The 26,767-nt window shown below is 66.9% G+C and carries 26 protein-coding genes, 1 tRNA gene and 1 pseudogene; 15 read left to right on the top strand and 13 right to left on the bottom strand.

Annotation, left to right across the window (positions count from 1 at the left end; translation table 11 throughout):
- The 3 genes from ABD331_RS47720 to ABD331_RS47710 all read left to right on the top strand — a co-directional run.
- The coding region (locus tag ABD331_RS47720; protein ID WP_344491215.1) for an NADH-quinone oxidoreductase subunit C at window positions 1-781 on the top strand (781 nt) is incomplete at its 5' end.
- The gene (gene nuoH / locus ABD331_RS47715; protein WP_148433151.1) at window positions 774-1,715 is read left to right on the top strand and encodes an NADH-quinone oxidoreductase subunit NuoH; all 942 of its coding nucleotides are present in this window, start codon (window positions 774-776) and stop codon (window positions 1,713-1,715) included. The genes ABD331_RS47720 and nuoH, both read left to right, overlap by 8 nt.
- A 305-nt stretch (window positions 1,716-2,020) precedes the next feature.
- Window positions 2,021-2,977: a hypothetical protein gene (locus ABD331_RS47710; RefSeq protein ID WP_344491211.1), complete on the top strand. Its 957-nt coding sequence runs from the start codon at window positions 2,021-2,023 to the stop codon at window positions 2,975-2,977.
- Between the two features lie 171 nt (window positions 2,978-3,148).
- Here the strand turns inward: ABD331_RS47710 and ABD331_RS47705 are convergent, their stop codons facing one another.
- The gene (locus tag ABD331_RS47705; RefSeq protein WP_344491208.1) at window positions 3,149-4,318 is read right to left on the bottom strand and encodes a serine/threonine-protein kinase; all 1,170 of its coding nucleotides are present in this window, start codon (window positions 4,316-4,318) and stop codon (window positions 3,149-3,151) included.
- 152 nt (window positions 4,319-4,470) lie between these two features.
- On the opposite strand from ABD331_RS47705, the gene ABD331_RS47700 reads away from it, so the two are divergent.
- From ABD331_RS47700 to htpX, 7 genes and pseudogenes are all read left to right on the top strand, one after another.
- Complete coding sequence (locus ABD331_RS47700) at window positions 4,471-6,000, top strand: NuoI/complex I 23 kDa subunit family protein (RefSeq protein ID WP_344491205.1); 1,530 nt, start codon at window positions 4,471-4,473, stop codon at window positions 5,998-6,000.
- Window positions 5,997-6,878 (top strand): NADH-quinone oxidoreductase subunit J family protein, encoded by an 882-nt coding sequence (locus tag ABD331_RS47695; RefSeq protein WP_344491202.1) that lies wholly within the window; start codon window positions 5,997-5,999, stop codon window positions 6,876-6,878. The genes ABD331_RS47700 and ABD331_RS47695 overlap by 4 nt, the downstream gene beginning before the upstream one ends.
- A pseudogene (gene nuoK, locus ABD331_RS47690) lies at window positions 6,878-7,204 on the top strand (NADH-quinone oxidoreductase subunit NuoK); the annotation flags it as partial. The gene ABD331_RS47695 and the pseudogene nuoK, both read left to right, overlap by 1 nt.
- Window positions 7,205-7,314: 110 nt before the next feature.
- A complete protein-coding gene (locus tag ABD331_RS47685) occupies window positions 7,315-9,252 on the top strand; it encodes an NADH-quinone oxidoreductase subunit 5 family protein (RefSeq protein ID WP_344491199.1) in 1,938 nt (645 codons plus the stop codon).
- A gap of 37 nt (window positions 9,253-9,289) precedes the next feature.
- Window positions 9,290-10,885, top strand: coding sequence for a complex I subunit 4 family protein (locus ABD331_RS47680; protein WP_425566233.1), 1,596 nt, complete (start codon window positions 9,290-9,292; stop codon window positions 10,883-10,885).
- Window positions 10,882-12,390, top strand: coding sequence for an NADH-quinone oxidoreductase subunit N (locus ABD331_RS47675; RefSeq protein WP_344491193.1), 1,509 nt, complete (start codon window positions 10,882-10,884; stop codon window positions 12,388-12,390). Before ABD331_RS47680 ends, ABD331_RS47675 begins: the two co-directional genes overlap by 4 nt.
- A gap of 124 nt (window positions 12,391-12,514) precedes the next feature.
- The gene (gene htpX, locus ABD331_RS47670; RefSeq protein WP_344491190.1) at window positions 12,515-13,366 is read left to right on the top strand and encodes a zinc metalloprotease HtpX; all 852 of its coding nucleotides are present in this window, start codon (window positions 12,515-12,517) and stop codon (window positions 13,364-13,366) included.
- Here htpX and ABD331_RS47665 read toward each other — a convergent pair.
- Window positions 13,363-13,827, bottom strand: a complete 465-nt coding sequence (locus ABD331_RS47665; protein ID WP_344491187.1) for an NUDIX hydrolase — start codon at window positions 13,825-13,827, stop codon at window positions 13,363-13,365. The genes htpX and ABD331_RS47665 overlap by 4 nt on opposite strands.
- Window positions 13,828-13,969: 142 nt before the next feature.
- The gene (locus tag ABD331_RS47660) at window positions 13,970-14,470 is read right to left on the bottom strand and encodes a YajQ family cyclic di-GMP-binding protein (RefSeq protein WP_344491224.1); all 501 of its coding nucleotides are present in this window, start codon (window positions 14,468-14,470) and stop codon (window positions 13,970-13,972) included.
- Window positions 14,471-14,752: 282 nt separating this feature from the next.
- Here ABD331_RS47660 and ABD331_RS47655 point away from each other — a divergent pair.
- Window positions 14,753-14,837: transfer RNA gene (locus tag ABD331_RS47655), tRNA-Tyr, on the top strand.
- A 245-nt stretch (window positions 14,838-15,082) separates the two neighbouring features.
- Here ABD331_RS47655 and ABD331_RS47650 read toward each other — a convergent pair.
- From ABD331_RS47650 to ABD331_RS47615, 8 genes are all read right to left on the bottom strand, one after another.
- A complete protein-coding gene (locus tag ABD331_RS47650; protein WP_344491184.1) occupies window positions 15,083-16,465 on the bottom strand; it encodes a tyrosine-type recombinase/integrase in 1,383 nt (460 codons plus the stop codon).
- Window positions 16,462-16,653, bottom strand: a complete 192-nt coding sequence (locus tag ABD331_RS47645; RefSeq protein WP_344491181.1) for a helix-turn-helix transcriptional regulator — start codon at window positions 16,651-16,653, stop codon at window positions 16,462-16,464. Before ABD331_RS47645 ends, ABD331_RS47650 begins: the two co-directional genes overlap by 4 nt.
- The gene (locus tag ABD331_RS47640) at window positions 16,650-18,263 is read right to left on the bottom strand and encodes a replication initiator (protein ID WP_344491178.1); all 1,614 of its coding nucleotides are present in this window, start codon (window positions 18,261-18,263) and stop codon (window positions 16,650-16,652) included. Before ABD331_RS47640 ends, ABD331_RS47645 begins: the two co-directional genes overlap by 4 nt.
- The gene (locus ABD331_RS47635) at window positions 18,260-18,403 is read right to left on the bottom strand and encodes a hypothetical protein (protein WP_344491175.1); all 144 of its coding nucleotides are present in this window, start codon (window positions 18,401-18,403) and stop codon (window positions 18,260-18,262) included. Before ABD331_RS47635 ends, ABD331_RS47640 begins: the two co-directional genes overlap by 4 nt.
- Window positions 18,400-19,818, bottom strand: a complete 1,419-nt coding sequence (locus tag ABD331_RS47630; protein WP_344491172.1) for an FtsK/SpoIIIE domain-containing protein — start codon at window positions 19,816-19,818, stop codon at window positions 18,400-18,402. Before ABD331_RS47630 ends, ABD331_RS47635 begins: the two co-directional genes overlap by 4 nt.
- 86 nt (window positions 19,819-19,904) lie before the next feature.
- A complete protein-coding gene (locus tag ABD331_RS47625; RefSeq protein ID WP_344491169.1) occupies window positions 19,905-20,219 on the bottom strand; it encodes a hypothetical protein in 315 nt (104 codons plus the stop codon).
- Window positions 20,216-20,482 (bottom strand): hypothetical protein, encoded by a 267-nt coding sequence (locus ABD331_RS47620; protein WP_344491166.1) that lies wholly within the window; start codon window positions 20,480-20,482, stop codon window positions 20,216-20,218. The genes ABD331_RS47625 and ABD331_RS47620 overlap by 4 nt, the downstream gene beginning before the upstream one ends.
- Window positions 20,482-20,901, bottom strand: a complete 420-nt coding sequence (locus tag ABD331_RS47615; RefSeq protein ID WP_344491163.1) for a plasmid replication, integration and excision activator — start codon at window positions 20,899-20,901, stop codon at window positions 20,482-20,484. Before ABD331_RS47615 ends, ABD331_RS47620 begins: the two co-directional genes overlap by 1 nt.
- Before the next feature lie 166 nt (window positions 20,902-21,067).
- Between ABD331_RS47615 and ABD331_RS47610 the strand changes: the two genes are divergently transcribed.
- Window positions 21,068-21,487, top strand: coding sequence for a hypothetical protein (locus ABD331_RS47610; RefSeq protein WP_344491159.1), 420 nt, complete (start codon window positions 21,068-21,070; stop codon window positions 21,485-21,487).
- A gap of 12 nt (window positions 21,488-21,499) precedes the next feature.
- On the opposite strand, the gene ABD331_RS47605 is transcribed toward ABD331_RS47610, so the two are convergent.
- Window positions 21,500-22,234, bottom strand: coding sequence for a GntR family transcriptional regulator (locus ABD331_RS47605; protein WP_344491157.1), 735 nt, complete (start codon window positions 22,232-22,234; stop codon window positions 21,500-21,502).
- 250 nt (window positions 22,235-22,484) lie between these two features.
- A complete protein-coding gene (locus ABD331_RS47600; RefSeq protein ID WP_344491155.1) occupies window positions 22,485-22,769 on the bottom strand; it encodes a hypothetical protein in 285 nt (94 codons plus the stop codon).
- A gap of 346 nt (window positions 22,770-23,115) precedes the next feature.
- Here ABD331_RS47600 and ABD331_RS47595 point away from each other — a divergent pair, with 346 nt between their 5' ends.
- From ABD331_RS47595 to ABD331_RS47585, 3 genes are all read left to right on the top strand, one after another.
- Complete coding sequence (locus tag ABD331_RS47595; RefSeq protein ID WP_344491153.1) at window positions 23,116-24,405, top strand: NsdA family TPR-like regulatory protein; 1,290 nt, start codon at window positions 23,116-23,118, stop codon at window positions 24,403-24,405.
- 137 nt (window positions 24,406-24,542) lie between these two features.
- A complete protein-coding gene (locus ABD331_RS47590; RefSeq protein WP_344491150.1) occupies window positions 24,543-25,148 on the top strand; it encodes a hypothetical protein in 606 nt (201 codons plus the stop codon).
- Window positions 25,141-26,382: a GmrSD restriction endonuclease domain-containing protein gene (locus ABD331_RS47585; protein ID WP_344491147.1), complete on the top strand. Its 1,242-nt coding sequence runs from the start codon at window positions 25,141-25,143 to the stop codon at window positions 26,380-26,382. Before ABD331_RS47590 ends, ABD331_RS47585 begins: the two co-directional genes overlap by 8 nt.
- The last annotated feature ends 385 nt before the right edge of the window (window positions 26,383-26,767 follow it).

The following is a 26,767-nucleotide window of genomic DNA, read 5'->3' as shown; positions in this document are numbered from 1 at the left end:
AGAACCCGCCCGCGCAGAACCCGCCCGCGCAGAACCCGCCCGCGCAGAACCCGCCCGCGCAGAACCCGCCCGCGCAGAACCCGCCCGCGCAGAACCCGCCCGCGCAGAACCCGCCCGCGCAGAACCCGCCCGCGCAGAACCCACCCGCGCAGAACCCACCCGCGCAGAACCCACCAGTGCAGAACCCACCAGTGCAGAACCCACCAGCGCGGAGGCCACCAACACCGCCCCAACCCCCCACACCGCGGCCATCACCACACACTTCGGCGACCGAGCTCAAATCTCGGAGTCCTACGGCGACACCACCATCGACGTCGCCCCCACCGACTGGCTCGCCCTGCTCACCCACGTCCGCGACGCCCTGAACTTCACCTTCTTCGACTGGCTGACCGGCGTAGACGCCCCACCCGACACCTTCGCCATCGTCGCCCACGTCTACAACCCGACCGCGGGCCGCCGTCTCCTCCTACGCACCCACGTCCCCCGAGACAACCCCCACCTCCCCACCGCCGTGGACATCTACCGAGGCGCGAACTGGCACGAACGCGAAACGTTCGAAATGTTCGGCGTGATCTTCGACGGTCACCCCAACCTCGTCCCGCTCCTCCTCCCTGACGGCTTCGAGGGCCACCCGCTCCGCAAGGACTTCATCCTCGCCGCCCGCGTCGCCAAGCCCTGGCCGGGCGCCAAGGAGCCGGGCGAGTCAGGCCACGGCGCCCCGAGCCGCCGCAAGACCCTTCCGCCAGGAGTTCCAGCCGACTGGGGGCCACCTGATGCTTGAAGTGGTGCTGAGCTTCGTCGTCATTCTCATCGTGTTCCTGGTCCTGCCCTTGATCATCGGCCAGACCGAGCACAAGGTCATGGCCCACATGCAGTCAAGGCTCGGCCCCATGTACGCGGGCGGCTTCCACGGCTGGGCGCAGCTCATCGCCGACGGGGTGAAGTTCGCCCAGAAGGAGGACGTCATCCCCGCCGCGGCCGACCGCCGCATCTTCATGATCGCGCCGGGCGTGGCCCTGGTGCCTTACCTGGTCGTCCTGATCGCCATCCCCATCGACCGTGATCGCGTCGCCGTACACCTCGACCTTGGACTCTTCTTCGTCCTCGCCGTGATGGGCATCGGCGTCCTGGGCTCGATCATGGCCGGCTGGGCCTCGGCCAACAAGTACTCCGTCCTCGGCGGCATGCGCTCCGCCGCCCAGCTCATGTCGTACGAGCTTCCTCTCGTCCTGGCCGCCTCATCGATCGCCATGGCGGCGGGCACCCTGTCCATCCCGGGGATCGTCGAAGCCTGGCAGTGGTGGTGGCTTCCCTGGCAGGCCATCGGCGCCATCGTCTTCTTCCTGGCCGGTCTCGCCGAACTCCGCCGCCCCCCGTTCGACATGCCCATCGCCGAGTCCGAGATCATCATGGGTCCGATGACCGAGTACACCGGCATGCGTTTCGCCCTCTTCATGCTCTCCGAGTACGCCGGCATCGTCGTCCTCTCGTTCCTGACCACCGTGCTGTTCCTGGGCGGCTGGCAGGGCCCCTTCCTCCCGGGCTGGTTGTGGACGCTCCTCAAGGTCTTCTTCCTGGCCTTCCTCGTCATCTGGATTCGCGTCACGTTCCCGCGCCTGCGCGAGGACCAGCTGCAGAAACTGGCCTGGGCAGTCCTGGTGCCCCTATCGCTCGCCCAACTGGCCCTCACCGGCATCGTCAAGGTGCTCACCTGACCTCGCCCGGCATGGTGAAGGTCCCGGCCTGACGCCGTCGGCATTGTGAAGGTCCCACCTCACGTCGCAGGCATCGTGAAGGTCCCACCTCACGTCGCCGTGATCGTCAAGACTTCCACCTGATCTCACCGGCATCGTCAGGGTCCTCACCGCACCTCGTCCCGCCAGGCACAGCCCCTCCAATGGCACGACCACCGCCAGCACAACGCCCTGACAGCCCGCCAGCCACTGCGCCGCACCGCCGGAACCCTTATGCCCGCCTTATTCGTCGTACTGAAACAAGGGGGCCCTTGGGGGGATGACGAGTGAATCAACTCCGACCACGCGCCGGCGCCACAAAGAACAGCTACTGCCCGCAAACAACGCTGACCTCTGACCACCAGAAATTGACCGTCACCGACACCTTCAGCGGCGATTCGGTCACCCTGACACCAGCTCGCCTCTACCGCTACAAATACGACCAGGACCAAAGCTCCGGCCAGAAGCCGTTGACCGTTCAAGGACTGGCAGCCCTTGACCCTGACGGCCTGGTCCTCGTCGACTTACCGGGCGACTGGCACGAACCCGACCTCAGCGAATTCGCCCGCCAGGCCGGAATCCCATTGGAGGACGCCCGTAATCAACGCTCCAGCAAGGTACGCGCGGTTCTGGCATCCCGAGCGCCAGGCTGGCGGCGTGTACGCGGCCTTCCACTCCCTTCTACTGCGAAATGGCGCAAACCGGTCGTCATCTGTCTGGCGATCGCAGGCGCGTTATCGATGGCCTACCTCGCCTCCTCAGGTATGTGGGCCGCCTGGCGAGGGCTTTCCACGATCGGCAGAGTGCTTGTCGACCTCCTCGAAGCCAAATGGCTGTTGGTGACCTTCAGCCCGGCGTTGCTCCTCCTCCGGCCCGCTCTGGCGAGAACTCATCGCTGGCGCGTCGCACGGGGTACGATCCTCGGTCCGTACGGCGGCCCGTACCTGAACAGAGGCTCCTTGGCCAAGCTCCATGTAACGCAGGGCAACAATGTCGTGGCCAAGCTCCGCCTGGGCGAGAACCCCGGCTGGGCTTTCAGCCTTCTCCTCTACCGGTACGAGGACCTGAGCGGCCTGCTCATCCTGGACCGCTTCGGCCGAGCCCTTCACCACCTCCCGGGCCCATGGTCCCCATCGGACGTGGAACGGTTCGCGAAACGTCACGACCTCGCTCTGGCCGTGCACAAGGTGTCTCGGGAGGAGTACCTCGCCTATGCGAAGGGCGCCGAAGAAGCGACCCCTTGACCCGCGCCAGCAGAGCGGGCGCCGCAAGGGCGCGTGCCGTCAGAGCGGCGCCGTCAGGCGGGCGCCGTCAGAGCGCGTGTCGTCAGGGCGCGTGTCGTCAGGGCGCGTGTCGTCAGGGCGCGTGTCGTCAGGGCCGCAGTGACATGGCAGCCCGGCGGACCTCGGTCCGGCTCAGCGGACGATGGCCAGCATCACGTCCGAAGCCGATGGCCGTTCCTCGGGCTGCTTGTTCAGGCAGGCCTTCACGATCCCTCGTAACGCGGGCGGCAGCGGCGATAAGTCGGGATGGAAGGTGAGCACGCGATGGAACACCGCCGGCACCGTGTCCTCTCCGAACACCGGCCGCCCCGTGGCCGCGAACATCATCGTCACGGCCCAGCTGAACACGTCGGAGGCCGGCCCCACCGCCGCCCCCGTCAGTTGCTCGGGCGACATGTACGGCGGTGTCCCCACCATCTTTCCGGACGTCATCGTGACCTGGTCGAGCGCCCGCGCGATCCCGAAGTCGATCACCCGGGGCCCGTCATGCCCGATGAGCACGTTGCTCGGCTTGAAGTCGCGATGGACGACCCCCGCCTTGTGAATGGCCGCCAGCGCCCCCGCCGTGGACAGCGCCAGCCTGGTCAGGCCGTCCTCGTCACGCGGGCCGTACTTCTTGACGAGTTGCTCCAGTGACGGCCCCTCCACGTATTCGCTGACGATGTACGCGTGCTGGCCCGAGATGTTCACATCGAGCACGCGGGCTGTGGAAAACGTCGCCACCCGCCGCGCCGCCTCCACCTCCCGGGCGAACCTCGTGCGCGCCGTCTCGTTCACCAGGTCGTGCAGCACCTTGACGGCGACCCGCACGCCGTTGGGCGCCATGGCGAGGTAGACCGACCCCTGGCCGCCGCGCCCGAGCTGCTGCAGCACCCGGTAGTGGCCCACCCACTCCGGATCGCCCGGCCTGCGGTGGTGGCTGGGCGCGGTGGTGCGCTGCCGCAGGTCGGTCGGATGGTACGCGGGCGCGGTGAGCCGGGCGCGCGCCATGAACGGCACCAGGATGCCCGCGTGGATGACCCCGCCGAGCCAGCTGACGAAGAGGCCGACCGTGGTGATCAAGGACAGCGCCTCGGGGATATCCTCATACGTGTCGTACGCCATCACGGCGATCAGGAACGAGCCGATGCTCACCGCGTAGACCGCCGCGGCGACACCGTGCCAGATGTTGCGCAGCCAGAAAGCCGCGATCCCGATCGCCAGCGGGGTCGCCAGGCCGCACGTGAACAAGGGCAGGCAGGCCCATGCGACGGCGGCCGTCCACCTCAAGCTGCTGGGGCGGACGGGATGGCTTTGGTGCATGGCGGAGAGACTATCGCCATGCCGTAGTTCATATCGGGCATGCACACAGGTTGTGGATAACCTCCCGTCAGCCTGTGGATAGCTGTGGAAAACCTGGGGACAACGCGCTGGCTCATTCACGTCTGCGGCCAAGTGCGTCATGATGTTGAACCATGGCGCGGATACCGGGAGTCGGACTGGCAAAGGGGCTGTCCATCACCCTTCGCCACATGCTGCGCAAATCGGTCACGCAGCAATATCCCGAGGTCAAGCCGGATCTGCCGCCCCGCAGTCGAGGCGTTATCGCCCTGGTTGAGGAAAATTGCACCTCTTGCATGCTCTGTGCCCGAGAGTGCCCCGACTGGTGCATCTACATCGACTCGCACAAGGAGACGATCCCGGCGCCCGAGGGTGGCCGCGCCCGGCAGCGGAACGTCCTCGACCGGTTCGCCATCGACTTCGCCCTGTGCATGTACTGCGGCATCTGCATCGAGGTCTGCCCGTTTGACGCGCTCTTCTGGGCTCCGGAGTTCGAGTACGCGGAAGGTGACATCCGTAACCTTCTTCATGAGAAGGACAAGCTGGCCACCTGGGCTCAGGCCGTTCCTCCGCCTCCGGCCCACGACGCCGGCGCCGAGCCTCCGAAGGAACTGACGGCCGCACCCCGCCGCCCGGCAGCCGACCGCCCGAGCGCTGGCCGCCCGGCTGCCGAGCGTCCTGGCGCTGGCCGTTCGGGTGCCGAGCGTCCTGGCGTCAGCGGTTCGGGTGCCGACCGTCCTGGCGCGGACCGTCCTGCGGGGGGCGGGGCGAGCGGCGACCGTTCGGCCAGCGACCGTCCGAGCGGCGACCGTCCCGCACGCACTTCAGCAGGCGAGGGCGCCAGCGCCGCCACCCCGACGCGCCCGACCGGCGCAGCGGCCCAAGCACCCTCCACGACATCCCAGGCCCCTTCCACGGGGTCCCAGGCCCCTTCCACGAGGTCCCAGGCTCGCTCGATGGGGTCCCAGGCCCGCTCGACCAGCGCCGGGACCACTCCGCGCACCGCGACGGGAGAAGCAACCGCCGAGCCGACGACCGGTGAAGCCTCTGCCGATACGGCGACTGGCGCATCCGCCCCCGAGACGCCGTCGGCGCGCCGCTCCCGCCGCCCGATGACGAACGTGCGAGGCATCCGCCCTCCAGGCGCCCTCCCGTCCACGCCCGCCCAGCCGGAAACCCCAAGCACACCGCCGGAAACCCCAAGCACACCGCCGGAAGCCACGAGCGCGCCGCCGGAAGCTGCGAGCGCGCCGCCGGACACCGCAGAAGCGGCAAGCACGCCGTCCGACGCCACAAAGGCGGCAAGCACGCCGCCCAACGCCACGGAAGCGGCAGGCACGGCGCCGAACACCACCGAAGCGGCCCCGCCTGCGGACCAGCCCGGCACGCCCCCGTCCGCGAAGCACCCCCAAGAGCCCGCGGACCGCCAGCCCCCCGAACGCCCCCAGCCCTTGAACGAGCCGCGAGACCAAGCGTCATCCACAGGACAGCCACCTGAAGACAAGTTGTCCACAGGCGCGGGCGAAACGCGATCGGAGCCCGGCAACAAGGAGCAGACTTCTGCCGCGAGCCCCCGTAGGCGCAGGATGGCCGATCCCCGGTCCATCCGACCGCCAGGGCGGCTCGGTCCAGACGATTCGAAGGAGTCAGAGGAGGAGTCGTGACCGAGGCGGTGCCCTCCTACCTGTCACCCACCGGGCAAGAGATCGTGTTCTTGCTGCTGGGAGCGGTAGCGGTCGGATCGGCGCTGCTTGTCGTCACGACGAGGCAACTCGTCCACGCCGCCCTCTGGCTCGTGGTCTGCTTCGGCGCCCTGGCGGGCGGTTATCTCGTGCTGACCGCCGAGTTCGTGGCGTGGGTGCAGGTGCTCATCTACGTGGGCGCGGTGGTGGTGCTGCTGCTGTTCGGCATCATGCTCACGCGCGCTCCCATCGGCCGCTCCGCCGACCTCGACAGCGGCAACAGGCTGGTCTCCGCCCTGGTGGCGGTGGCGACGGCGGCGGTCCTGGTCACGGTCGTAATCGACGGTTTCCGTACGGCCTACGCCCCGCTCACCCCCGGCCCTGGATCCGCGAGGGAGATCGGCGGCAGTGTGTTCGCCACCTGGGTGCTGCCGTTCGAGGCCCTGTCCGTGCTGCTGCTGGCCGCCCTGATCGGCGCCATCGTCCTGTCCCGTACGGACATCCCAGGCGGCACACCACCTCAACCGGACACCACACCGTCATCAGACCTGCCGCAGGCCGACGCGCCCCGCCCGAACGGCGCCTCCCCACCGGCCCGGCCGCAGAGCACTTCACGCCCATCTGCCCGGACGCGGCCCGCTTCGCCTCCCGACCGGCCGCCGAGCACCCCACCACCCGACCAGCCGCCGAGCACCCCACTACCCGACCGGCCGCCGAGCACCTCATCACCTGACCAGCCGCCGAGCACCCCACTACCCGACCAGCCGAAGAGCGCCTCACCACCGGCCCAGCCGCAGAACACCTCACCACCCGACCGGCCAGTGGGCGACCCACCACCCGACCAGAGCGGGGGCCATTAGTGCACATCGTCTACCCGGCGGTCGTCTCCGCGCTCCTGTTCTCCATCGGCGTCTACGGCGTGCTCGCCCGCCGCAACACCATCCTCGTCCTGATGTCGGTGGAGCTGATGCTCAACGCCGTCAACCTCAACCTGGTGGCCTTCGACGTCTGGCTCGGAGACCGCCTGCACAGCGGCCAGGTGCTCACCCTCTTCGTCATCGTCATCGCGGCCGCGGAGGTCGGCCTGGGCCTCGCGATCGTCCTGGCCCTCTACAGGAACCGCCGCACGGTGGACCTCGACCACCTCCGGGACCTGGCGGAGCCAGACGACGACGACGCGAAAGCCCCGCCCCAACACGTACGACTCCAGCCCGACATGCCCGACATCGCCACGCCCGACCCCAACGACCACCACGACCCGCAGGAAGCCCACGCCAGGCGAGGAGGCGGCACACCATGACGACGTTCCCGCTGCTGGCCGTCCTCCTGCCCTTCCTCGCCGCCTCCGCGGGCCTCCTGCTGTCCCGCCGAAACATCCGCCCAAACACCCACCAAGACACCCACCAAGACACCCGCCGAAACACCCACCAAATCGCCTGGCAAGGCACGCCGAACACCAGAGCCGCCTGGATCGCGATCCTCCCCACGGCCGCCGCGACGACCCTGACGATCGCACTGGCCTGGACACCAGGCCTGGCCTACTTCGCCGGCACCACCACCCCGCCCACAGGCCAGACCTACGGCACGATCATCACCGGCGGCATCCCGATCTCGCTCACCCTCCAGGCCGACGCCCTGTCGAGCGTCATCGGCGTCCTGGTGACCCTCGTGGCCCTAGCCGTCCAGGTCTATTCGGTCGGCTACCTCAAGAACGACCCCCGCTACCCCTCCTACAGCGCCTTCATCAGCCTGTTCACCAGCGCGATGCTCCTGGTCGTGTACGCGGGCGACCTCCTGCTCCTCTACGTCGGCTGGGAGATCATGGGCCTGTGCTCCTACCTCCTCATCGGCCACTGGTGGGAGGACCGGGGCAATTCACGCTCCGCGGTAAAGGCGTTCCTGGTCACCCGCCTCGGCGACGTCGGCTTCCTGTTCGGCATCTTCGTGCTCGGCATGGCGGCGGGCAGCTTCCGTATCGCCGACGTGCTGGCGAAGGTGCCCGACATGTCCGCGGCCACCCTGGTGACGGCCACGATGCTGCTGCTGGCCGGCGTGGCGGGGAAGAGCGCCCAGGTGCCGCTGCACACCTGGCTCCCCGACGCGATGGCGGGCCCGACGCCGATCAGCGCCCTGATCCACGCCGCCACCATGGTCGCCGCCGGCATCTTCATCGTGGCGAGGCTGTTCCCCGCCTTCCTCGGCGCCCGCCCCACGCTCGACGTGCTGGCCGTCGTCGCCGCGCTGGGCATGCTGGGCGCCGCGCTGGCCGCGCTTGCCCAGGACGACCTGAAACGCGTTCTCGCCTACTCCACGGTCAGCCAGCTCGCCTACATGGCGGGCGGCCTGGCCGCCGGCTCCGACACCGCGGCGGTCTTCCACCTGGTGACGCATGGCGCGTTCAAGGCGCTGCTGTTCCTCTGCGCGGGCGCGGTGATCCATCACGTCGGCTCCAACCTGATGACCCAGATGGGCGGGTTGCGGCGCGAGCTGCCGGTCACGTTCGTCACGATGACGATCGGTTTCGCCGCCCTCATGGGCATCCCGCCGGCCAGCGGCTTCTTCAGCAAGGACGGCGTCCTGCTGGCCATGGACGGCGCGCTGTCGGGCGCGGGCCTCACGGACGCCGCCGCCCTCCTGCTGTACGGGTCCGCGCTCGCTACGGTGGCCGTCACCGGCGCGTACGCCACCAGGGCCTGGCTGCGCACCTTCTTCGGCGAGGCGAGAGCCGTGGCGCTCCCGGAGCCCGAACCCGGCACCGCGCACGTCGTGGACGTCAGGGAGGCCCCGCGCACGATGCTGGTCCCCGTCGTCCTGCTCGCGGCCCCGGCCCTGCTGCTGGGCTTCGCGGGCGAGCCGCACCTCGACGTCGGCGTGGCGGCCGTCAGCGTCGTGCTCGCGGCGCTGGGCGCGGGCGCGGTGTACGCGTTCTGGCGCATCGACCCCATCGCAGACCCGGCCCGCCTGCTGGGCCCGCTGCGGGCGCCGTGCGAGCACGCGTTCTACGTCGACACCCTGTACGCCGCCCTGTTCGTCCGCCCCGTACTCGCGCTGGCCAGGCTGATCGTCAGGACGGACGACGTGGTCGTGGACGGCGCGGTGCGCGGCTCGGGCAAGTCGGCCCGCGGCCTGTCCGGGCTGCTGCGCCTGGCGCAGAACGGCAACGTCCAGCTTTACGTGAGCGGCGTGCTGGCCGGTGTCCTGCTGATCGCGGTGGGGGCGGTGGTGTTCACGTGACGGCCCGGCACGGCACCGAACCGAGGGGAGTCGCATGATGGGCTGGATCCCGGTCGCGCTCCTCGCCGTACCCCTGCTGGGCGCCCTCCTGCTGCTCCTGCCGCCGCGAGCGCTGCGCGACGCGCTCCGCTCGTACGGACTGATCTTCTCGGGCGTCACACTGGCCCTCAGCCTCGCGCTCCTGGCGACGTTCGACTACGGCGCGCCCGCCGGAATCCAGTACGAGCTCGACCAGCCGTGGATCCCCGGCCTGGGGCTCCGGTTCCATCTGGGCATCGACGGCGTCTCGCTGCCGCTGATCGTGCTGACGGCGCTGCTGACGTTCCTGTGCTTCGTCTACCTGCGGTGGGGCGGCATGGGCGCCAGGCCGAGAGCGCTCGTGTTCACGATGCTGGTGCTCGAAGTCGGCATGATCGGCACGTTCCTCGCCCTCGACCTGCTGCTCTTCTTCGTGTTCTTCGAGATCGTGCTCATCCCGATGTACTTCCTCATCGGCATCTGGGGCGGCGAGGGGCGCAGGGCGGCGTCGATCAAGTTCATCCTGTACACGCTGCTCGGCTCGGTCGTCATGCTGCTCGGCCTGCTTCTGGTGTGGGCCCAGACCGGCACGCTCGACATCGAGGCGCTGAGCGCGGCCCACGGCGCCGGTATGCCGCGATCCGTCCAGATCCTGGCGTTCGTCGCCATCGGCATCGGTCTGGCCGTCAAAACCCCCATGTGGCCGCTGCACACCTGGCTGCCGGACGCGCACACGGAGGCCCCCACGGTCGGCTCGGTGCTGCTGGCGGGGGTGCTGCTCAAGATGGGCACGTACGGCTTCGCCAGGATCGCCATCCCCGTCCTGCCTGAGGGCGCGGCGGCGGTGGCGCCATGGCTGGGGGCGTTCGCCGTGATCGGCATCGTCTACGGCGCGCTCGCCTGCCTGGCGCAACGCGACCTGAAACGCATGATCGCCTACTCCTCGGTGGGCCACATGGGCTTCGTCCTGCTCGGCTTCGCCACGCTCACCCCCGTCGGCATCAACGGCGCCCTGTTCGCCAACGTCGCCCACGGCCTCATCACCGGCCTGCTGTTCTTCCTGGCGGGAGCGATCAAGGACCGCTACCACACCGCGGACATGCCGGCGCTCGGCGGCGGCATGCTGGCGACGATGCCGCGGCTGGGCTCGGTGCTCACGTTCGCGTCGATCGCGTCGCTGGGCCTGCCGGGGCTGGCCGGGTTCTGGGGGGAGATGCTGGCGCTGTTCGGGGCGTTCCAGCCGGCGGACGGGCTGCCGCGCGGCCTGTTCCTGACGTACATGGTGATCGGGGGACTGGGCGCGGTCCTGACAGCCGCGTACTTCCTGGTCATGCTGTCGCGCGTCACCCACGGCCGGCCGGCCCCCGCCGTCGTGGCCCGCACGCCCGACGACCTCGTGCCGCTCGACGACCACCTGATCCACGAGCCGCCCGACGAACGCCCCGTCGCCGCCACCCGCGCGGCTCCCGCGGCCGTCCTCGACGACATCAGACGGTACGAGCTGGCCGCGTGGACGCCCCTGGTGATCCTGATCCTGCTGTTCGGCCTGTGGCCCGGCCTCCTGCTCTCGCTGACCATGCCGCCCGTGCAGACCCTGCTGGGAGCCATCTCATGATCCAGCAGATCGACTACTTCCTGATCGCACCGCCCCTGGTGCTCGCCCTGGCGGCGGGGCTGGTGCTGCTGCTCGACGCGTTCCTCCCGGCCCGCCCGCGCACGCGGACGGGGCTGGGGGCCGCCACGCTCGCGGGCATCCTGATCTCCCTGGGGTTCGTGATCGCCCAGGCGTCATCAGGGGGCGGCTCGCCGCGGTCGACGTTCTGCGTCCCGCCCGCTCTCGCCGGAGGTCAGGCGCAGTCCGCGGCGCTGTGCTCGTTCGTCGTGGACGGGTTCACGCTGGTGTTCGCGGGCATGGTGCTGGCGGCCGCCGTGGTGATCGTCCTGATGTCGATGACCGAGCTGGCGGGCGGCGCCATCCCCGTCGGCGAGTGGTACTTCCTGCTCCTGTGCACCCTCGTCGGCGCGGTCACCCTGCCCGCGTCCCGTGACCTGATCATGCTGGTGGTGGCCCTGGAGCTGGTCTCGCTCCCGGTGTTCGCCCTCACTGCGCTCAAACGCTACGACGGCCGCTCGTCCGAGGCGGCCGTGAAGCTCTTCGTCGTGTCGGTGGTGTCCACGGCGATCATGCTGTTCGGCGTGTCCCTTCTGTACGGCATCGCGGGCTCGGTCTACCTGTCACGCCTGGGGCAGGTCTTCGGGGCGCCGGGAAGCGACCTGCCCGCGGTCGTCACGGTGGGCGTGGTCCTGGTGGCGGCCGGGTTCGCCTTCAAGATCGCCGCCGTGCCGTTCCACTCCTGGGCGGCCGACGTCTACCAAGGCGCGCCCATCCCCGTGGCGGCCCTGCTCTCGGTCATCTCGAAGGCGGCCGGGTTCGCCGGGCTGATCCTCGTCCTGGTGTCCGCCCTGTTCGGGCAGTCCGGTACGTGGACCCCGATCGTCGCGATCGTGTCGGCGCTCACCATGACCGTGGGCAACCTGCTGGCCATGCGCCAGCGCTCCGCCGTACGCCTGCTGGCCTGGTCGTCGGTGGCGCAGTCCGGCTACATCCTGGCGCCGCTCGCCGTGGCGGCCACGACGCCGGGGGCGGTCGGCACGTCCACGGCCTACCTGGTGATCTACGCTGCCATGAACCTCGGCGCGTTCGCCGTCGTCATGCTCGTGTCCCGGACGACGGCCCGCAACGAGCTCGACGACTACCGCGGCCTCGCGTTGCGCCGCCCGGCGGCGGGCATCACGCTGGCGTTCTGCCTGGTCTGCCTGGCGGGGCTGCCGCCGGGGCTGGCCGGGCTGTTCGCCAAGGTCTTCGTGTTCCGGGAGATCGTCGAGGGCGGGGCCGGGTGGCTGGCGGTCGTCATGGCCGTCAACACCGTGATCGGCCTGTACTACTACGCCGTCTGGACTGGCCGCCTATTCACCCCGGCCGGCAGAGCGGAGCCGTCCCTCCACCGGCCGCCCGCGACGGCCTGGGTGGCCGTCGGCCTCGCGCTGGCCGCGGCCGTGCTCTTCTCGATCGCGCCCCAGCTCGTCCTGGACATGACCTCCCTGTCCGCTTCGGGCTGAGACCCGAGCCGTCACCACGACACCCCGGCAAGTCGCGCTCCGCCCTCAGTTGAGCACACCGGGGAACGAAGCACCGGGTCTTGGTCGTTGGACGTGATGAACCCAGACCACGAGAGGGGGAACCTTGCACCACAACGGTCTGCGCACCGCCATCCTGCTCGGCGGGCTGTCGGCGCTGATCATCGCGGTGGGCGCGTGGTTGGGCGGCGGCACCGGTGCACGGATCGCCTTCGTGCTCGCCCTGGTGAGCAACGGCGTCGCCTACTTCTTCTCCGACCGCATCGCGCTGTCCGCCATGCGGGCCAGACCGGTCAGCGAGGTCGAACAGCCCACCCTCTACCGGATCGTCCGCGAGCTGTCCACGCAGGCCAGACAGCCGATGCCGCGCCTGTACATCTCGCCGACGGTGCAGCCGAACGCCTTCGCGACGGGCCGGAGCCCCAGGCAGGCGGCGGTGTGCGTGACGTACGGACTCACCAAGCTGCTCAACGAGGACGAACTGCGCGGCGTGATCGGCCACGAGCTGTCCCACGTCTACAACCGCGACATCCTCATCTCCTCCGTGGCCGGCGCCTTCGCCACGATGATCACCTGGCTCAGCTACGTGGCCGTGTTCTTCGGCGGCTCGGACGACGACGAGGGCCCCGGCTTCGTGGGCGCGCTGCTGATGATGGTGCTCGGCCCGGTGGCGGCCACGATGGTGCAGATGGCGATCTCCCGTACGCGGGAGTTCCAGGCGGACGAGTCGGGCGCCAGGCTCACCGGCGACCCGCTGGCCCTGGCCTCAGCCCTCCGCAAGATCGAGATGGGCGCCCGCAGGCTGCCCCTCCCCGAGAACAGCCGCCTCACGTCGGCCTCGCACATGATGATCGCGAACCCGTTCAGCGGCTCAGGCTTCGGCCGCCTGTTCTCGACCCACCCGCCCACCTCGGAGCGCGTCGCCCGCCTCGAGCGCATGGCCGGCTACCGCCGCTAACGTCCGCCCTCGGTGATCTTCCGCAGAATGGTCGCCAGATCCGGGGGATGCACGACCTCAGCGGTGCTTTCGAGCTCCTCAGGGCTCCACCACCGATACTCGGTCGTCGTGTCCTTCTCGATCTGCTCCATGTGCTCGAACGACACGACCGCGTCGCCCACCCGGATCGCGTAGAACGACTGGTCCTGGGTGAACGCGTACTCACCCCACTCGAACTCGATCAGCGCCTCGGCATGCGGCCCGGTGAACTCCTCCACCCCGGCCCGGATCCCGACCTCCTCGAACAGCTCCCGCGCCGCCGCCTCCTGCAGCGTCTCGCCGTCCTCCACGGCCCCGCCGATCGTGAACCAGAACCGCGACTCCGGCCGGGCCGGATCGAAGCCATGGAGCAGGAGAACCCTGCCTTGCTCGTCGATGGGCAGGACACGTGCCGTGAACCGGCGCAGGGGGATCTTCGTCACGCTAACCGAGCATAAGGTCAAGGCCGCCCGCAGCGCCGCCCTCAATTCGAGGAGCGGCCCGGGACACACGGGTGTGCTGTGTCCCGGATACGCTCTCCGCGATCGTCGTGTGCCAGCTCGGAGCCGTACGGCATGCCTCGAGCTAGCGGTAGTTCACGAACTGCAGGGCGATGTCCAGATCCTTGCCCTTGAGCAGGGAGATGACGTCCTGAAGGTCGTCCTTCTTCTTGGAGCTGACCCGCAGCTCCTCGCCCTGAATCTGCGCCTTGATCCCCTTCGGACCCTCATCGCGGATCAGCTTGGAGATCTTCTTCGCGTTCTCCTGGTCGATGCCCTCCTTCAGGCTGACCAGCATCCGGTACTCCTTACCCGACAACTTGGGCTCGCCAGCGTCGAGAATCTTCAGAGACAGGCCCCGCTTGACGACCTTGTCCTTGAACACGTCGAGCGCGGCACCCGCCCGCTCCTCGCTGTTCGCCTTGATCTCGATGTTGTTCTGCCCGGACCAGCTGATGCTCGCCCCGGTGCCCTTGAAGTCGAAGCGGTGCCCGATCTCCTTGACCGTCTGATTGAGAGCGTTGTCGACCTCCTGACGGTCGATCTTGCTGACGATGTCGAAAGATGAATCGGCCAAAGCACCCATCCTCTCCGCTGCGGCGAATTCCGTCCGGCCCACGAAACGCCCGGACCCAGCGAACGAGCCTAGCCAGCATCGGGCCTCCGTGCAGGACCCCGTCCCCTTGCTCGCGTCGCACGCCCGCCATCCCCTTCGCCCATCTCCTCCTCTTCCGCCCCCTTCACCGCCCCTACGGGGGCACTCGGGGGTGGTGGGAGTGACGCCGGACTCGCCTCGGGACAAACCGGTGTCACGTGTACCTCCGAAGTCCGCTATTCTTCTGTCTGTCGCCGCGAGAGCGGATGGCACGGCAGGTTGCCCGAGTGGCCAAAGGGAGCGGTCTGTAAAACCGTCGGCTCAGCCTACGCAAGTTCGAACCTTGCACCTGCCACCAGCAGTAGCTGCAGGTCAGAGGCCCTTCGGGGCCTCTTCTGCGTTTCAGGGGTGTGCAGCCGGATGCCGTCGTAAGCGGCCCGTTGTCGCAGGTCCCGGAATATGCCCGGAATGGATCACGGCGTGTTTCCCCTGGTCGGGGGCCTTGATCCGGAACATCTGCGGATCGCGCGCTCGTGGGAACGTATGGGGAACGGCGAAGGGCCCCGGTGGCGTTCCGGGACCCTTCGGGGTGGTGCTGTTGGATCATGCGGCGAGGGCGTCCTCAATCCGCTTGTTGGCGATCTCCTGGTGGCCGTCGAGGCACTTCGCATAGACCCTGAGGAGCACGTCCACACCGTGTCCGGCTCGCTCGGCTACGTCGGGGGCGGGCACGCCTGCGTTGAGCCAGAGGGACACCGCCGCGTGCCTCAGGTCGTACGGGCGGCGAGCGAGCGGTGAGGCGAACTGGGCGGGTGTCAGGGCCAGCTTCCGGGCGTCCTGCCAGACCTCCGTGTAGGCCGTCGAGGCGACGACTCCACCGCGTTCGCTGCGGAACAGCCGGCCATCCTCGGCGACGCCGAACTCTGCGATGTGTTGCCGCAGGATTTGGACCAGCTTGGGCGGGATGGGCACTGGTCGGACGTCGTCACGGCCCCGGTGCTTGAGGCCGCGTTCCTCGTGGGCGTCGCCGGTGTCGGTCCACTTGACGTTGACCTCCGGGCGGGAGACATCGACGAGGATGCGCCCCCAGCCCGTTGCCGGAAGATGGCAGTCCTGCTTCCTGAGCGCGACGGTCTCGCCGGGACGCAGGGCGGCGTAGTACATGCAGGCGAACAAGGCTTGGAGCCGACGCCCACGACCCCGCCCGCCTACGGAGGCCACTGCGGTCAGCAGCGCTTCGGCCTGCCGGGGATTCACCACAACCCGTGGATCCACCGTCTCCGTGATCTTGGGCGGCTTCCACTTGACCTTGTGCAATGGGTTGGCGGGCAACTCCTCCAGCTCCACGGCGTACTCCAGGACGGCATGGAGGACGGCGCGCTTGCGGCGAATCGTGTTGGCGCTCGCGGCCTTGCCGTCGAGGCGGAGGGCGAGGGCGTCGAGCGCCAGGCGTACGGTCTTGGTCTCGTTCAGGTCGGTCAGGTCGAGCGAGGCACCTTCCAGCCACCGCAGCGCCTGCTTACTCTCCGGGGGCACATCCGGACGCTTGGCCTCAGGCAAAAGGGCGTACTTGCGCAGAGCCGTACGCAAGATCTCGGTGTCCGGACGGCCGGGACGGTCCTTCGTGAGAGCGGGCAGGACCGTAGCCATGCCGTCAGAGATGCTGTCGCGCGTCTTGGCCGCCGCGTGCGGCCACTTCATGTCGATATAGGCCCTGACGAAGTTGTAGACGGTACGGGCCTCCTTGGCCTTCAGCATGGACTGTGGGAGGCCCGTCTCCAGGTCGAACAGCTCACCCTTCTTGGCGGCCTGGCGAAGGTCGGAGAGCCAGTTCTTCGCCTGTGCCGACGTGCGGAAGGTCTTGGACTTCTCCCGCGCTGCCACGGTCCAGCGGACGGTGTAGGAGATCGTCTTGCGGTTCTCGCTGGGCTTGGTGGACTTGTTCGGGCGGATGTCCCAGAACTTCACGTCGTAGGAGGCGTTCACGCGACCTCCCTCAAGGACTCCAGCCAGACGTTGAGCTCGCTGCGGTAGATGCGCAGTTCGCCGTTGGGCAGGCGGATGCCGTCGGGTGCCTTCCCGATCTCGCGCCAGCGGTAGAAGGTGCGACGGGAGACTCCGCCGAGTTCGTTGAGGACCTGGCGGACGGTCAGTAGTTCGTCGTGCTTGATCATGCGGCCCTCCCCACGTCCTCGGTTGCCGAAAGGTCTTGTCCGGCTGCTCTGGCCTCCAGTTCTCGGAGGTGAGCGCGCCAGCGTTGGCGTTCGTGGACGGATCGGAGAAGGCGAACAGCGAGTGGTGGCACGTTGGCGTCTCCGGCCGGGACGGGGCGCCAGAGGTAGCGGTGTGGGTCGGTGGGCTCGTCGGCCTGGCCGAGGGCTTCCAGGACCCAGGTGCGGCGGTCCTGCTTGTGCTCGGCGAGCGTCTTGTTGGACCACTTGCGGGAGACCAGGACGCGGCGTCCGGCGTAGCCGAGGTGTTCGGACTTGTGGGCCTTGCCCCGGCAGCGGCCGGGGTGCATGCCGTGCTTGGCGTCCTTGGGCTGAATGCCGTAGCGGAGCCAGTTCGGGCAGGTGGGTGAGCAGGGTTCGTAGCGGAGAGCGTCCAGCATGCGGGCGGCGTGCTGTTGCTGGGCCTGGCCGCCGTTGAGGGCGTCGCCGAGGGATTTGGTGAGGTACTTGGACAGGTAGCGGATGCACTGGTCGGCGTCCGGGGTGCCTGCGAGTACGCCTTGGGCATCGACCTGTTCGCCGAAGCGGATGACGTGGAGCGGTTGGCCCTCATCGTCGAGCGCGTCGAGGGCTTCGTCCCAGGTAGGCAGTACTTCGCCGGTGGCCGGGTTCAGGTAGCCGGTGCCGTCCTGCCAGACGGGCATGTGGTCGCCGTCGAAGACCACCTCGTCAGCCTGAGGCCACCAGACCTGATGGTAGGTGGCGGCGGCGATCTGCTTGATCTCCGCCCGTGGGAGCGTTCCACGAATGGCCATATGCAGGTGCGGTGCGAGCCGCTTCTGAGGCTCCACGGAGGCGAAGTACTGCACGTCGTAGCCTGCGACGCGGCGTAGGTTCTGCACGAAGCGATCGACGAGCTTGGAGAAGTGCAGCGCGTCTCGTGCGGCGCGGCGGTAGTCGTAGGTGTCGGGGTCGAGCGGTACGCCGTCGCGAACCTTGCCGTACGAGGGCAAGGTGAGCGTGGCGAACAGGGACGGACGGTAGATCTTGCCGTCGGTGCCTTGGAAGGTGCGTCCCAGGGTGGTGTGGGCCATCTTGCGCTTGGGCAGGTCGGGCGCATCCTGGCGTCGTCTGGTGGAGCGGGAGCGCTTGGCGGCGGTACGGCCGAGGACGTTGCCTCGCATTCCGGCGACGTTGATCTCCTCGTCCAGGCCAGCGATCAGCGCGTCCAGGTCAGCGGTGTCGTCGCCGGCCTTTTCGGCGGCCTCGCGCTGGGCTTGGACGTCGGCGCGGAACTCCACGAGCCAGCGCTGTTCCTCGTTGGCCTCGTCGGGCGTGATGGCGGGTTCTTCGTCGAGGTGCCAGCCCTCGCGGCACTGGGCCTTGCGGAGCTGCTTGTTGCGCTTTGCACACGGCGGGCACTTGCTGTCGAGGGTGGCCCCGCATGGTACATCGATGATCTCGGATTTGCCGGTGCGGATGTCGAGCCGTCGGAGTGGGATGGGCCGGATGCAGACGCCATGGAGCTTGGCGACCTCTACGAGCACATCACGAGCCATGGGCATGGCCTGCCGGACTGCCCGGGGTAGTGCACGGTCGTGCGGATGGGTCATGCGATCCTCCCCTCGTTGGTGACGATGAGCGCGGTCTGGCCGCACTCGCGGCATTCGACCCTGGCGCGGACGGGGTCGAGCCAGAGGGCATCAAGGGTGCGGCAGGTGGCGCAGCGCAGGCCGTGGAGCAGGTAAGTCATGCGGCCTGCCTGTGGTAGGCGACCATGGCGCGGATGTCGGTGTCGGAGACGTAGGCTGCGCGGACCCGGATGGGTTCGGGCGAGGATTCCAGCCGCATGTACGCGACGCCAGCGCCCAGCTCCGGGACGGGTGAGATGTGGTCGGCGAGTGCGCCCCGGTCGCGTGCGCCGTCGCCGAGGACCATGTCCACCTGCTCGGACTCATCCAGCCGGAGGGCGATCTTGTCGGGGAAGAGGTTGCGGATGTTCATGACCTCCTTGCGCGGGTCCTGGAGAGCGGCCATGACGCCGACGCCGACCGAGCGGCCTTGAGTGGCGAGGGTGGCCAGGGCGGCGGAGATGCGCTGCCGCAGTTGCCGGTCGGGCTGGTAGGCGGTCAGGAACGCCACCTCGTCCACGAGCACCAGGACGAACGGGTCCTCGATCGTCGGGACATGGGAACGCTGGAGACCGGCGAAGCGGGCCGCGCGCTTTTGCATGACACTGACCGCTTCGTCGAGCAGGTTTGCGCAGTCGGGTGGATCGGCGGCGTACCGGCCCTGGAACAGCTCCCGCCCGAAGGACAGCTCCATCAGCTTGGGATCCAGCGCCCAGATCTGGGCCAGGCCCGCCCGCATCGCCGGGAGCAAGCCGCGGATGGTGTCCCACAGGAAGGAGCCCTTACCGGCCCCGGTCGCGCCCGCGATCAGAACATGGGTGCCGTGGACCTTGAGCCGGAGCGGTCGGCCGTCCTCCTGCTTGCCGATCTCGACCGGTCCGACCGATGGCTCTTCCGGGATAGGAAGTGCGGGCATAGGAGCCGCCAGTGGATCGCTGCGAGGGAAGGTCAGCAACAGTCGGCCACCCTTGATGAGCGCGACCCGGCAGGAGGTGGCGCCGAAGCCTTGGGCGAGGTTGTCGATGCGGTCGGACCAGTCCTTGACCGCCTGGCCGCCGAGCATCCGGACGGTGATGCGGTCGGCCCAGCCGTCGCAGGTGACGCGAAGCAGACGCGGCATGTAGACGCGACCGTTAACGCGCTTGGCCAGGCCGGAGACGTCCATCACGCCGTGCCAGTGACGGCGGTAGACCGACATCAGCCGCCACCAGGCCAGCAGCCGGAAGCCGACGAGACGGGCGAAGAGATCGCCGTCGGTGCAGGCCCAGGCGAGCAGGGAGAGGACGACGAAGCCGACCGTGGACGCTGCGGCGGGCCAGCCGTAGCAGTACCAGACGACGCCCAGGGCGACCGGGACGGCGACGGCGACCGGGTGCCGCCAGGTGGTGCGGGCGAGGGCGGACAGGAAGCGCCAGCCGTAGATGAGGAAGGTGAGGATGGCGGGTGTCTTGACGACGGCCGGCCGGAAGACGACGGCCGTATCGGGCGTGGTGGAGACAAGGTTGCGCGCCTCGTCGCCAGGCAGCCGCTTGAACATAAGCTGGGTACCTCTCGTGATGTGGATTCAGGGGAGAACCGAGGGGCCGCCGGAAGTTGCCGCTTCCAGCGGCCCCGCCTCATGTGTCAGGCCGCCGTGTCGGTGGCGTCCCCGGCCGACTGTTCGGCGTGCAACTGCTCGCAGTCGGCCAGGTAGCGAGCGGCGGCGTTGAAGATCTCGCGGGCGAGGGTCAGGTCGGCGTCGGTGACCGTTCCGGCTCCCGTAGTGGAGATGTGCACGTTCGCCTCGTGGGAGGCGAAGTCGAGGTAAGGGCGGGGGTTGCTGAGCAGGATTCCGGCCCGGACCTTGAGGCGCGGCGTGTGGAAGGAGACGCCGACGTGCGGCGCGGTGTCGGGTTGCAGGGACAAGGTGACGTAGGTGTAGGGCCGGTGTTCGCTCACGCCGCCACTCCCTTGCCGTCCGGGAGGCCGTAGAAGCTGCGTTCCACGGAGCGGGCGAAGCGGTGGGCCGCGTGGGCGAGCTGGCGGGCGAACTCCAGGTCTTCCGCCGTCACGGGACCGTTCGTGGTGACCAGGACGGAGGTGGCGCCGAAGTCGAGCGCCAGGATGGGCTCACGGCGGGCGAACGGGTGGTTCATGGTGCGGGCGGCGTGCCCGGTGGTCAGCCGGATCACGCTGTTGCGCGGGGTACGGCGTCGGGTCATCAGGCGGCTTCCTTTCCGGCCTTGGCCTGAGCGGGCTGGGCGGTCTGGCGGGGAGCGTGCATCTGCTGAACCTTGATCGAGTAGGCGAGACGTCCGGCCGCGTTTACGTACGGGGTGACGGACATGCCGTCGAACTCGACCGGCGTGAACGGCAGCCCCGGCATGGGCTGCGGCGGCACCGGCTGGACCGGCGCGAGGATCTTGACCGCCACCGTCTTCTGGGCGGGCTTGAGGGTCGGGTCACCGTCCATGACCGCGACCTGCCAGACCAGCTCTGCGGTCTGCTTGTCGCGGGCCTGCACGAATCGGCCGCCGGCGGAGGCGTCGAAGTCCTTGACGGGCTCGACCTCTCCGACGATGTAGCAGCCGTGCGGGAAGACCATGGCGAAGGTGACGGGGATGGGGCCTTGCAGAGCCATGACGTTGGTTCCTCTCTTGGATGACAGGCACTCGACCTATCAAGTAGCTAAACGATAACTCTCCGTAGCTTGCTAGGTCAAGTGACTAGGTGTGAGGTGACGGGCGTGTCACCAGTGCGATAGACAGTCGCCCAAGCCGATGACCCCGACATCTGAGGAGGAACTGGTGCGAGTCCTGTGGGGCTGCTTAGCCGTGGTCTTGATCGTCCCGCTGGTCTGTCTGTTCTTGCTGATCATGATGCCGGTGTGGCGGGACGATGCCCGCTTCGACGACTTCCGTGAGCGAGTGCTCGCCTATCCACTACCGCCCAAGACCCAGAGCAAGGGCGATGGTGACGCCAGCTTCGGCAAGATCTCGGGCGGGAACGGCGACTACTGTGAGTACCGCGTTCAACTGGTGCTACGGACCAGCCTGTCTCAGGGTGAGATCCGCACCTACTACGAAGAAGCCCATATTGGTGGAGCCGACAACAAAGAAAAAGCGCAGATCTCTCTGCGCTTCGGTGACGACACAGGAGACGACATGGAAGTCACCGTAGGGTTCGGCGACATCACCCCCAGCGATTGGGACATCCGCTGCACATAGACGGCAGCAGGATCACCTGATCGGGTAGGCGTCTTCCAACTCGTGACGATCAGCGGGCAGCAGAACCTCTACGACGGCCAAAGGCCGGCCGGAGGCGTCGCGGACCGCGCCGAAGACGGCCAGGAGCGGAGTGTTCTTGGGCATGCCCAGTTGCTTGGCCTCGTCGGTCGAGGGCATGCGCGCGGTGATCTGCTCCACGATGTGATCGAACCGGACGCCCTTGCGCGCCTGGAGATGCTCCCGGAACCCATGCCGCAACGGCTCACCGCTGGTTAGATTCGTACCTTCGGAAAGCTCCAATGGCAGCCAGAGCGACACCAACTCGGTCGGCTCGCCATCCCGCACGATGAGCCGACGGCGGACGAACACCTTGCTCTTGGGCTGCACGTCGAGCAGCACACCAACCCGGTTCGGCGCGGCCACCGCGCCCACTTCGACAACCTCGCCCGCAGTGTCGGTCTCGGGCTTGGTCAGGTACGCCTGTCCCGGCCGCTTCTGCTCAACGGAGGCCATGGCCGGACGGCCACGCACGAAGCGTCCCTTGCCCTGCTGAGACTCGATCCATCCCTGCTCCCGCAGGACCCGAAGGGCAGCCACCACGGTCGGACGGGAGACGCTGAACTCCTGGATGAGCTGATTCTCGCTGGGCAAAAGCGTGCCCGGCGGATAGTCCCCCGACTCGATGCGCCGCTGCAGAGTCGCCACAAGCTGCGCATATTTCGGAGGCACGGACTCAAGCGACATCATGACCGTCCAACAGCCGACAGGTTGTTTTACCAAGTTTGAGAATATCCGGCGAGCCCTTGCCTGTCCACGTAGTTGGCGCAAGCGGGGCCTGGACACAGAGAAGGCCCGGCAGGCAACGCAGTGACCGGGCGGGGAAGAACGCCACGGAGTCCCCACTGCAACTGCCTGCCGGGAGAGGCGCGGCGAGACAAGGCGGCGGCGATCCCTACCCCCTCCGGCCGGGAGCGCGCTTGTCTCGCCGCGCCGGTCATCACCTGGCGATGTACTCAGCCAGGAGCTTCGCCGCACCCTCTGGATCGCTGATCGGGTGCCGCTGCTCGGCGCACTGCCAGGAGTAGTAGGCCCCGCCGAACCCGACGAACACCCACACCGGCATCCCCGGCTCCCGCTTGTGCACCATGAGCGCGGTGTTGTTGTCCCGCAGTTCGGCGTTGACACCGAGGTTCGTGAGCTGGTCGCGCAGCCGGACGAGCATGTCGCCCTCTTCCTGGTTCGACGGGAAGCCGTTCGCCACCGCCTGCATGATCGAGTTCATTTCCCGTTCCCTTCGGCCTGGCCGCCTCCGAGGCAGTCGAGACACTCTCGCTCCTCACTAGGGCTCTGATCTGGATCGCAGTCGCCGATGAGGAGCGCACGGCGCGAGTCGCGCAGCTTGTTCCCGCGTCCCCGGCAGCCGGGGCACGGCGACGTCTTGCTTGTCTCGTCTGGCCGGATCACCGTCGCCATCTCCTCGTTCATCCGGCGTTCCCTGTGGCGGGAGGCCGCGTGACGTACCGTGGTTGCTTGATGACAAGTCCACCGGCAACCGAGTCTGAGCAGGACCCCTGAACGGCCCCCCTCATTTCCCCTTTCGAGCCCCCAGCCGGGAGGAAGACCCGAAGATGCCCGACTACGTCCCCAACGTGCGCCTACGTGCCTGGCGCAACCAGGAGAACCTCAACCGCGCCCAGATGGCAGAAAAGATCAACACCACTCCCATCGGACTCGCGCAAAGGCTGACCTGCGACGAGGAGCGAATCCGGCGCTGGGAAGCAGGCGAAGTCAAATGGCCACGCACCGAATACCGACTCGCGCTGACTCAACTCACCGGGAAAGAACCGGAAGATCTCGGATTCTCCCAGGGGAAGCAGAACGAAAGCCGCCTCATCGAGGCCCACGTCATCCCGGCCGACGCCCTCCGAGCCGAGGCCGACCTGTACGGAACCATGGAACTCGCCCAGCAGCTTCAGGCATCTGACGTCGGGACTGGAACCCTGGAGGCCCTTGCCGAGGCCGTCGATCTCCTGTGCCGCGCCTACCCCGTCGTGCCCGCGAGCACCCTACGAGACCGAACGCAAAAGAGACTGGCGCAGATCAACCACCTGCTCGCCGGACGCCTCACCCTGGACCAGCACCGCGAACTGCTCGTGACCACCGGCTGGCTTACCGCTCTGCTGGGCTGCGTCCACTACGACCTAGGCGAGAGGGAAGAGGCCGAAACGGCCCGACGCGCAGCGTTCGAAATGGGCCGCCAGGTCGGACACGGCGAACTCATGGGCTGGGCACACGAAATGTCAGCCTGGTTCGCCCTCGTCGAAGGCCGCTACGAAGACGTCGTCACCTCCGCCCGCATGGGCCAAGCCGTCGCCGGCACCAGCAGCGCCATGGTCCAACTCACCCTCCAAGAAGCACGCGGCCTGGCCCGCATCGGCGACCGCCGCGAAGCCGACCGCGCCCTCACCCGCGGAGCCGAAGTCCTCGGCAGCCTGCCCATGCCGGACCACCCCGACCACCACTTCGTCTTCGACCACGCCAAGTGGGTCTTCTACGCCGCCACCTGCTACACCTGGCTCGCCGACGACGACCGCGCCGAAGAACACGCCCGCGAAACGATCCAGATGCACACCCGCCCAGACGGCACCTCTAACGCTCCCATGCGAGTCGCGGACGCCCACATAGACCTCGGCGTCATCAACGCTCGACGTGGCGATCTCGATGCTGCAGTGGAAGCAGGCATGACCGCATTCGACATCGATCGACGCTCCCTCACCGACCTCGTCAACCGCGCGGGAGACCTTGATCGTGTCCTACGGCAACGCTACCGGCGAGAAGCACTTGCCGGTGAATTTCACGAGAGGTTCGTTACCGCGCGTCGCGCTCTCGCGAACCGGCAGCCCGACCTACTCGACTAGGCCAGATAGATCGTAGGCAATACCGCAGCAGTCTAGCCAATCTTAATCGACAAGTTAGCCTGATTCCTTCCATCCTGGATGGACGCTCTACTATACTTCCTGATCTGTTTGCATAGAGAGAGATCAGGAGCGGCATCGTGGATTATCCGTCAGAGGAGGATATTCTGCGATGTGATGCTGTGCTTGAGTGGATTGACGATCACTTTCTTCGGGGCGACCCATATGCTTTCAAAGATGTTCCTGATGGGTTTCGATCAACTGCTGCCGTGATTGCCCTGGAGTTGGACGTTGACCGTAACGGTATTTTTTGTATCGGGTCAGGGGCAATTGGGCTTTCACTCAATCCTGCAAAGCGATCTGCCGATGGGCTAAAGAAATATGACTCCGATTCGGACATTGATATCGCAGTCATTTCTGAAGTCTATTTCGAAACAGCATGGCGGGATTTACGTAAAGCGTCGCAGCCCACAGTTGACTACATGGACACGATCGTCAAAGAAAATATCAAATGGCAGAAGAAGCGTTTCTTCGACGGAGCTATTCTTGCAAATAAGCTGCTTCCGGCTTTGTCCTTCGGGTCGGAATGGAGTCCTGCGCTTGTGCGTATCGAGGAACACGTATGTCGCTTACTTGATCGAGAGGTAACTCTCGGTCTGTGGATATATCGGGACTATTGGAGCTTGCGCAACTACGTATCTGATGGAATGGTTAAATGCAGAAGAGGAATGCTGAATAATGCCTGACACTACACCGATCTTCGACACCCAGCTAGCCTCGACGCCATCGAACCTGACGATCAATCATTTCTACAAGCAACACTTTGATGACGTGCTAATTCTGCGTCCGCCATTTCAGCGGAATTTGGTGTGGAATGTAGAACAGCAGAGCTTCCTGGTTGACTCAATACTGCGTGGCCTACCAGTTCCGGAGATCTACGTGCAGACGGAGACTTCGGCGGAAGGTGATGAACGTACGATCATCGTTGATGGGCAACAGCGGCTTTCGGCGTGCATCAATTTCATCGACGACCGACTGCGACTAATTGGGGATGATGAACTCGATCCTCGATGGAAAAATCGAGTGTTTTCAGAACTCAGCGAAGATCTGCGCCGCAAGTTCCGAAGCTATGAGTTGATCGCCCGTAAACTGCCAAACGTTGAAGACTCGGTTCTTCGTGAGATCTTCCGTAGGCTCAACAAGACCGTCGAGCCTTTGGAGCCGCAAGAGTTGAGGCACGCCGCATACAATGGTCCCTTTATGCGGCTCGTGGAATCGGCTGCTCAAGCAAGCGTTTTGCAAGAGCTGGGAGTTTTCTCGGCGAAGGATATTCTCCGCAGAAGGAACGACGAGTTCATTGCGGAAATTGCATACGCGGTTGTCTCTAGGGCCTATCCAAACAAAAAAGAAGGTTTGGATGAGCTATTCCTTACATACGAGCGACAGGGTGTCCCTGTCGGAGTAATAGAAGACGTAGAGCGACGGTTCGGACGCGTACTGTCTATTCTGGAGCCCGTCGCCAGCCAGCTGCGGCGAACTCGATTCCGAAACAAATCGGACTTCTACTCCCTCTTCGTCCTTCTTGCGAAGAGGGCCGAACTACTGTCATTGTCGCAGGGAGTAGATGAGGAACTTCTGCGATCCATAAAGGAGTTCTCGGCAAGGGTGAACGAGATCAAGAAAGTGGAAGCCAACGGAGAATCCATAGATAGCATCGTTGGCGATGAGCTCGGTTCAGCGGCCGTTAAGTATCTGCGAGCAGTAGAACGTGCAGCAAGTGATCGTCTAAATCGTGTTCGACGAGAAGATTCGCTCTCTGTTGTCCTTGTTCCCGTGCTAGAAAGCGGGGAGGCAACAGAGCTCTCGGGATCCGATTCTGAATGGCGCGCCGCCTTCACTGAAAACGACCTAGATGATGATCAGGCGCCTGGAGAAGAGGAACGAGCGCACGCGCGAGAGGTGCTGATGGAGGATAGCTAGCATATGACCTAGCTGCACTTGTGCTTAGGAGGCCAATATGGGCTAGATGCCCCGTTGCGTTTATAGCGCGTGATTATGCATACGCCTGGCAATGTCTCCGTGTGGCTGTGTAATATCCGCAAGCAACTTGCCGTCATCATCGTATGAAATAAGGCATTCACGCGTGAGGCAGATCCACCCGCTGCCTTTGATACATCAGCTTTGCCGAAATGACCTTATAGGAATCAAGCGGCGCGGCGCGCCGCCGTACCCCGGCCCTCCGCCCGCCCGCCGTCCGGGCGTGCGGCCTGGGGGCCGGTCCCGGACGGCGGCGGGGCACCGGGCCGGCCACTGCACGCCGACCCGCCGTACGGACCGAACGCTCCGACCGGGGGTTGCCACGCCG

The sequence above is a fragment of the Nonomuraea monospora genome (genome assembly GCF_039531895.1).
In the GTDB taxonomy this organism is placed as follows: Bacteria; Actinomycetota; Actinomycetes; order Streptosporangiales; family Streptosporangiaceae; genus Nonomuraea; species Nonomuraea monospora.
The sequence above is the reverse complement of the archived record's forward strand: the minus strand, read 5'-3'. Positions and strand labels throughout refer to the sequence as shown.